Below are 6,085 nucleotides of genomic sequence, written 5' to 3' on the forward strand. Positions count from 1 at the left end.
GGTTCTTGATTTCGGTCAGCACCGAGAGCCAGAACTTTGCCCCTTCGCCGCCTTCCTCGGCCCACAGCCCGAGGATGCCCCGTTCGCCGTTGACGCTGACGCCGATCGCGACGTAGACCGGCCGGCTGGTGACCTGCCCGTCGCGGACCTTGACGTGGATAGCGTCGATGAACACCACAGGGTAGGCCCGGCGGTTTCCAGTCCTCGTCGCGAATTAAGTGGTTTGGAGCCGGTGTTTCCACCGTGCCATGAGTTGATTTGGTGTGCGGTCCTTTAGGCATTCCCGTGGCCGGTCGTTGAGTTCGATGCCGACTTCCCGTAGCCGTTCATCGGTGATCAGGCCCAGGTCGGTGCCCTTGAGGAAATACTGGCGCAGCAGACCGTTCGTGTTCTCATTCGTCCCTCGCTGCCACGGGGAATGCGGATCGGCGAAGTAGATGTGCAGCCCCGTCTCCCGCTCAATCCGTTCATGGTGGAACATCTCGTTGCCCTGGTCCCAGGTCAGCGTGCCCCGTAGAGCTGTGGGAAGGATTGTGAACGCCTGGATGAGGGCATCACCGACGATCTGGGCTGTACGGCCGCCCCGTATCGGGACGAGGACTGTGAGCCTGGACTTGCATTCGACGAGCGTGGCAATTGCTGAGCGCTGACCGGTGCCTATTATGAGATCTCCTTCGTGCCCAGCGCGGGTCCGAGTCTCGACGACCGCGGGGCGATAGGTGATCGGGTTCATGTTGGTGGACTGCTTCAACGCCCCCTCACGGTTCCTGCCGCGCCCGCGTTTATGGCGGTACGTTCGGCCAGTGCGGAGCGTGAGGCCGTCCTGCGCGGCGATCAGGCCGCGGTAGACGGCTTCGTAGATGGTCTCGGCGCAGACATGCCAAGAGCTGCGTCTGGGCCAACGGCGTCTGAGCCAGCGGCTGACCTGGGCGGGTGACCAATGCTTTATTCACCGAGTCGCCGGCGGGGAGGCCATCGGCGATTTCGATCCGGTCATCCTGCGTCAGGTACCGGCGGCTGATCGGCTTGTCTATGAACTCCACGCTGCCAGCATCGATGAACCACAGCGAGCCGCAGCTCAGCGACACGCCGACCTGCAACGAGGCAGCAGAGCCGCTGATCCCTTGCCTGATCAGCTCGAAATATAGGCGTTTGACTTGAGGCGGCATCCTGTTCGCGGCGTACCTGGGCATTGGAATCCCTTCCGATCAGGATTCGCAACGACTGTTAGACACCGCCCAAGGTCCAGGGGGCCGGTTCTGCCACTCGACCATCTCACCGATGACCTTCTCCGTGATCCGCCAGAGGGTGTCCTTGGAGACCCTGCCGCCGAACACCTCGGCGAAGTGGGCCGCGATTTCCCCCGTGGTGAGGCCTTTCGCGCTGAGTGACAACACGATCTCATCCACGCCGGTCAGCCGGCGCTGCCGCTTCTTCACTATCTGCGGGGCGAAGGTCGAGCCGGTATCCCGCGGCACGTCGATCTCCACCGGCCCGATTTCGGTCAGCACGGTCTTCGTGCGGGTGCCGTTGCGGGAGTTCCCGCTCCCGCACGGACACGTCGTGCTTTTCGTGTCCGAGGTGTTCGTCCATTTCCGCTTCCAGCGCGGTTTCCAGGACGTTTTTCGTGAGTCGGTTCAACAGCCCGTCAGGGCCCGACGAGGTCGATGCCCTGCTCCCTGGCCTGGGCCAGGAGTTCATGTGCGGACGAGCATGCTGGGGGGATCAGTTTCCGAGGAACTTCACGGCGACCGAGGCGAACTGGTCGTGGAACTGGAAGATTGCGCCGTGGCCGGAGCCGGGATAAATGATCAGCTCCGAGTTTTTGATACGCCGGTGAAGGTCGTGGGAAAGGATCGTGGGAACCATGCGGTCATGGCCGCCGTTGGCGATCAGCGTCGGCTGGGTGAGGACGGAGAGGTCGGACGGGGCCGAGCGTCCGAATCTCTGGATGGCCCTCAGCTGCTTCTGGAACCCGGGCAGGCTGATGTCCGCGTCTCGGTCGATGGTGCGCTCTTTCAGGCGTTCGATGAACGCTTTCGCGGCGCGTTTGCCAGTGCTGTCGCGGTTGAAGAACAGGAACTCTTTCGGGTCCGACCGGGTGAGAGCTGCGCGGGCGATGTCGAAGTAAGTGGTGCCGAGGACCTTGTCCATGCCTTTGCCACCACGCGGTCCCGTCCCCGCGAGGACGAGTCTCCTGACCAGGTTCTGGTGTTTCAGGGTGAGGTCCTGGGCGATCATGCCGCCCATCGAGAAGGAGAAGATGTCGATCTTGTCGTGGCCGAGGGCGGTGATGAACGAGTAGGCGTCATCGGCTGCTTCTTCGAGCGTGCCTCGAACTTTCCCCGAGGTCCCGCCGACGCCGAGCTGGTCGAAGGTGATGACGTGGCGGTTTTGGGCGATGGGGTCGATGATGCGGGGATCCCAGTTGTCCATGGTCCCGGCGAGGTGGACGAAGAACACCACCGGGATGCCGCCTCTCGGACCCAGCTCTCGGTACGCGAATGTCGCGCCGCCCACCGTGATGAAACGCGCGGGGGCTTTGGTGTAAGAGGTGATGACGGTGCCGTCGGCGTTCTGGCCGTGGTGACTCATGAGAGTGACCGCTTTCTGGTAGGGGTGTGAAATGGCCGATGCTTAGTCGCTGATAGTTAGGACGGCCTTGCCCTGCAGCCCGCCCTTGCCGAGGGAAGACAGCGTCTCCGGCAGTGCAGCGAAGGGCGCAGTTTTCCCGACGACGGGGCGGATGACGCCGCGGTCAACAAGGCCCGCCAGGGTGCGGAGCTGCTCACCGCTGGCGTGCATGAACAAGAACTCGTACTGGACCCCGAGCTTCTTCGCCTGACGGCGCACCTTCGCGCTGAGGGCTGTAATCACGAGACGCACTATCCAGTTCAGGCCGGCTGCCTGGGCGAAGGTCGGGTCGGGCGGACCCGAGATCCCGATCGCCTTTCCTCCGGTTTTCAGAACGCGCAGCGACTTGGCGAGATTCTCTCCACCCTGGCTGTCGAGCACCAGGTCGTAGCCGTTGAGGAGCACCGAGAAATCCTGCGTGCGGTAGTCGATGACCTCGTCGGCGCCGAGTTCGCGGGCGAGGGCTGCGTTGGGGCCGCTGACAGTGGTCGCGACGGTGGCCCCGAGGTGTTTGGCCAGCTGGATCGCGATCGATCCCACGCCTCCGGTGCCGGCATGGATGAGGACTTTCTGTCCGGGCTTCACCTGACCGCGTTCGACGAGCGCTTGCCACGCCGTCAGCGCCACCAGTGGCAATGACCCGGCTTCCTCGATTGTGATCGATGCCGGCTTCAAGGCGACGTCGTTCTCGTCGATCGCGATGCGTTCGGCGAACGTGCCGATGCGACCGTCGCGGGGCCTCGCGAAGACCTGGTCGCCCGGCTTAAAGTTGCGTACTTTCGGGCCGACTCGGACAACGGTACCGGCGACGTCGTGGCCGAGGATGAAAGGGGCCCTGTACGGCAGGATCAGTTTGAACTCGCCCTCTCGAATTTTCTCGTCCAACTGGTTCAGGCCCGCCGCTTGGACTTTGACGAGGACGTCCCGGTCGCCGACGATCGGTTCGGGCACCTCTGTCATTTCGACGGGCTGCTTGTAGCTGTCGACGACGAACGCTTTCATATGGCTTCTTTCTAGAATGAGCTTGTTAGGGTGAACCGCTGCGGTGAGCGGCGAAAAAATGCCTGGCGGTCTCGGCCGAACGGCTCGTGGGTCTGGAAGATGCACAAAGAGCCCGGAAGGACGGCGGGCAGTGCGACGTGCATATGCTTCGCCGCTGCAGCGACGTTGCTGGATAGGGGGCCTGAGCGGCGGAGTCCAGCGGTCGTTGCGACGGTTTATGGCTTTATCGCCCGGTGAAGGGCTTGAGCAGCAGTGTGTGATCAATATGAGCTGTCGCTCCACTTTTTGTGCTGGCTTGGGTGGGAGGGGCGGGCTCCCGGGGGGTCAGGCAGACGGCACCAGACGAGGCCCGCTCGCTGTGCTCTCAGGACCGGCTCATGGCACGGCGTTGGATTCCGCCCATGAAACGGACGATCTGGCGGCGCGTCAGGAGCTTGCTGGCCAGCGCCAGTGCGCGGCCGTTGGTGATGACCGACGGGGGCGCGGAGCGGCGGTCGAGGGTCTCGAGCGCGATCCTGACGACATCCTTCGGCGTTGCACGCGCGGTGCCGTAGTCGGCCGACTGGCTGCCTGCGGCGTCGAAAAATTCGGTTTCCATAGCGCCGGGGCAGACGGCGAGGACGCGCAGGCCAGTGCCGCGGGCCTCCTCCCACAGCGATTCGGTGAAGCTGAGGACGAAGGCTTTGGTGGCCCCGTAGACACCCAGGTAAGGGGCCGGCTGGAAGCCCAGCAGGCTCGCAACGTTGATCAGGACCCCCGTGTCGGCAGAGGTCAGCGGGTCGATGTATGCGCGGCTGAGGTCCACCAGGGCGCCGACATTCAGCCCGATCATGCCCTGGAGGCGTTCAGGGTCCTCGTCCGGGAAGGCGTTGTGCGTGCCGAAGCCGGCGTTGTTGACCAGCCCGGTGGCGTGGATGCCGCGGAATTCGAGCTCCGCGCGAAGCGAGCGGCCAGCGTCCGGCTTACCGAGGTCCCGGGCAACGGTGGTCACGGTGACGCCGTGGTCGCGGCCAAGTTCGCCGGCCAGGGTTTCGAGCCGGTCTGCACGGCGGGCAACGAGTACGAGGTTGGAACCACGTTCTGCCAACTGCCGGGCGAACTCCGCGCCGAGGCCGGAGCTCGCGCCTGTAACGATGATGGTCTGGCTGGAATAGTCAATTTTACTCATGCGATACATTTTATGCACGATCTTGCACTGCGTGCAATAGCAGGTCGGGAGTGAACCATCGTACTATGGGTGCATGGCCCAGAAGTTGACACCGATCCGCGAGCAGACCCGAGCCGTCGTCCGCTCCCTGCTCGCACGCACCGCCCTCGAGCAGTTCGCAGCCAAGGGCTACGACGACACCACCGTCGAGGAGGTCGCCGCCGCCGCGGGAGTCTCCCGCCGGACCCTGTTCAACTACTTCCGCAGCAAAGAAGACCTCGCGCTAAGCGGCCTGTCGGAGCAGGGTGAACTGATCGCCGGACGATTTGCCGAGCGCCCGCGCAAAGAGGACCCCTGGACATCCTTGCGCGCAGCGTTCCAAGTGCTCGAGGAGATCGACACCACCGCCGAACGCCGGCTCGAGTTCGTCACGCTACTGTTCGGGAACGAATCCCTGCGCGCGGGACACGCCGAAAAGCAAGCCCGCTGGCAGGACCTGCTCACACCGCTGATCGAGCCACGACTGCCAGCGTCCGGCCACCGCACCTTGGAGGCACGCGCCATCGCAGCGGCCGCGATCACTTGCCTCCAGGCAGCCTTGGAAGAGTGGGTGAAGCAGGGCGGACGTGTCGAGCTGTTCGAGCTTTACGACACCGCCGTGCACGCCGTCCGCCGCCCCGCCTGAGTGAGCAGGGGCGTCCAGCCGCTGAGGGACCGCCTGCCCCGCCCGCCCGGCCCGCCGACGGAACGGACGGGCCGCCGTAGGATGCGGCTGCGGAAACCTCTTGAGTGGACTAATCAGCGGACCGGAAGCAGCGCTCCCCTGCCTGACCTTGTGACCCTTGGTGTCCAAGCCTTGTCTGGGCCGTTGGACAATTGAGGTCCCGGCTGCGACAAAGCCCGGATTGACGAGAGGCGGTCACCGGCGTTCGAACAGGACGAGTAGATGTATATCGCCCCCTCCCACGCGCGCCTAGTCAGATTGTTGACGCCAGCCGAAAATAGGGCCAAATACGCCAACTGAAAATGAGGCCACTGACCATTATGGAAGGTGATCACATTGGATGTTTGGGCGCAGATACGCCACCGATACGCGACGGAGAAAATCTCCAAGAGGGAGCTGGCTAAACAGCTCGGGGTTTCCCGGGGGACGGTGGACCGGGCGTTGGAGGCGGAGCGGCCTCCGAAGTATGAGCGGAAGCCGGCTGGTTCGAGCTTCGATGCATACGCGCCGCAGGTGCGGGCCTTGTTGGTGCAGACGCCGACGATGCCGGCCTCGGTACTGGCCGAACGCGTCGGCTG

The 6,085-nt window shown here is 64.0% G+C and carries 5 protein-coding genes and 3 pseudogenes; 2 read left to right on the forward strand and 6 right to left on the reverse strand.

Annotation, left to right across the window (positions count from 1 at the left end; translation table 11 throughout):
* The 6 genes and pseudogenes from ACTHQX_RS21500 to ACTHQX_RS21525 form a co-directional block, all read right to left on the reverse strand.
* Positions 1-202, reverse strand: a pseudogene (locus tag ACTHQX_RS21500) (transposase); the annotation flags it as partial.
* A gap of 12 nt (positions 203-214) precedes the next feature.
* A complete protein-coding gene (locus ACTHQX_RS21505; protein ID WP_236809266.1) occupies positions 215-949 on the reverse strand; it encodes an IS30 family transposase in 735 nt (244 codons plus the stop codon).
* Between the two features lie 259 nt (positions 950-1,208).
* Positions 1,209-1,701: pseudogene (locus ACTHQX_RS21510) on the reverse strand (transposase).
* Between the two features lie 24 nt (positions 1,702-1,725).
* Positions 1,726-2,595 carry an alpha/beta fold hydrolase gene (locus ACTHQX_RS21515; RefSeq protein ID WP_236808343.1) on the reverse strand — a complete coding sequence of 290 codons (870 nt, stop codon included), beginning with the start codon at positions 2,593-2,595 and terminating at the stop codon, positions 1,726-1,728.
* A 42-nt stretch (positions 2,596-2,637) separates the two neighbouring features.
* On the reverse strand, positions 2,638-3,636 hold the full coding sequence (locus ACTHQX_RS21520; protein WP_236808342.1) for an NADP-dependent oxidoreductase: 999 nt from the start codon (positions 3,634-3,636) through the stop codon (positions 2,638-2,640).
* A gap of 364 nt (positions 3,637-4,000) precedes the next feature.
* On the reverse strand, positions 4,001-4,804 hold the full coding sequence (locus ACTHQX_RS21525; RefSeq protein WP_236808340.1) for an SDR family NAD(P)-dependent oxidoreductase: 804 nt from the start codon (positions 4,802-4,804) through the stop codon (positions 4,001-4,003).
* A gap of 73 nt (positions 4,805-4,877) precedes the next feature.
* Between ACTHQX_RS21525 and ACTHQX_RS21530 the strand changes: the two genes are divergently transcribed.
* Together ACTHQX_RS21530 and ACTHQX_RS21535 are read left to right on the forward strand one after the other, a co-directional pair.
* Positions 4,878-5,468, forward strand: coding sequence for a TetR/AcrR family transcriptional regulator (locus ACTHQX_RS21530; protein WP_236808338.1), 591 nt, complete (start codon positions 4,878-4,880; stop codon positions 5,466-5,468).
* A 366-nt stretch (positions 5,469-5,834) separates the two neighbouring features.
* Positions 5,835-6,085, forward strand: a pseudogene (locus ACTHQX_RS21535) (IS21 family transposase); the annotation flags it as partial.

The sequence above is a fragment of the Arthrobacter sp. SAFR-023 genome (genome assembly GCF_051965295.1).
Taxonomy (GTDB): Bacteria; Actinomycetota; Actinomycetes; order Actinomycetales; family Micrococcaceae; genus Arthrobacter.

Bases quoted from the DNA above. Each gene is read 5' to 3' on its own strand.
- ACTHQX_RS21515 (WP_236808343.1), bottom strand. From the start codon at position 2,595: ATGAGTCACCACGGCCAGAACGCCGACGGCACCGTCATCACCTCTTAC.
- ACTHQX_RS21520 (WP_236808342.1), bottom strand. From the start codon at position 3,636: ATGAAAGCGTTCGTCGTCGACAGCTACAAGCAGCCCGTCGAAATGACA.
- ACTHQX_RS21525 (WP_236808340.1), bottom strand. From the start codon at position 4,804: ATGAGTAAAATTGACTATTCCAGCCAGACCATCATCGTTACAGGCGCG.
- ACTHQX_RS21530 (WP_236808338.1), top strand. From the start codon at position 4,878: ATGGCCCAGAAGTTGACACCGATCCGCGAGCAGACCCGAGCCGTCGTC.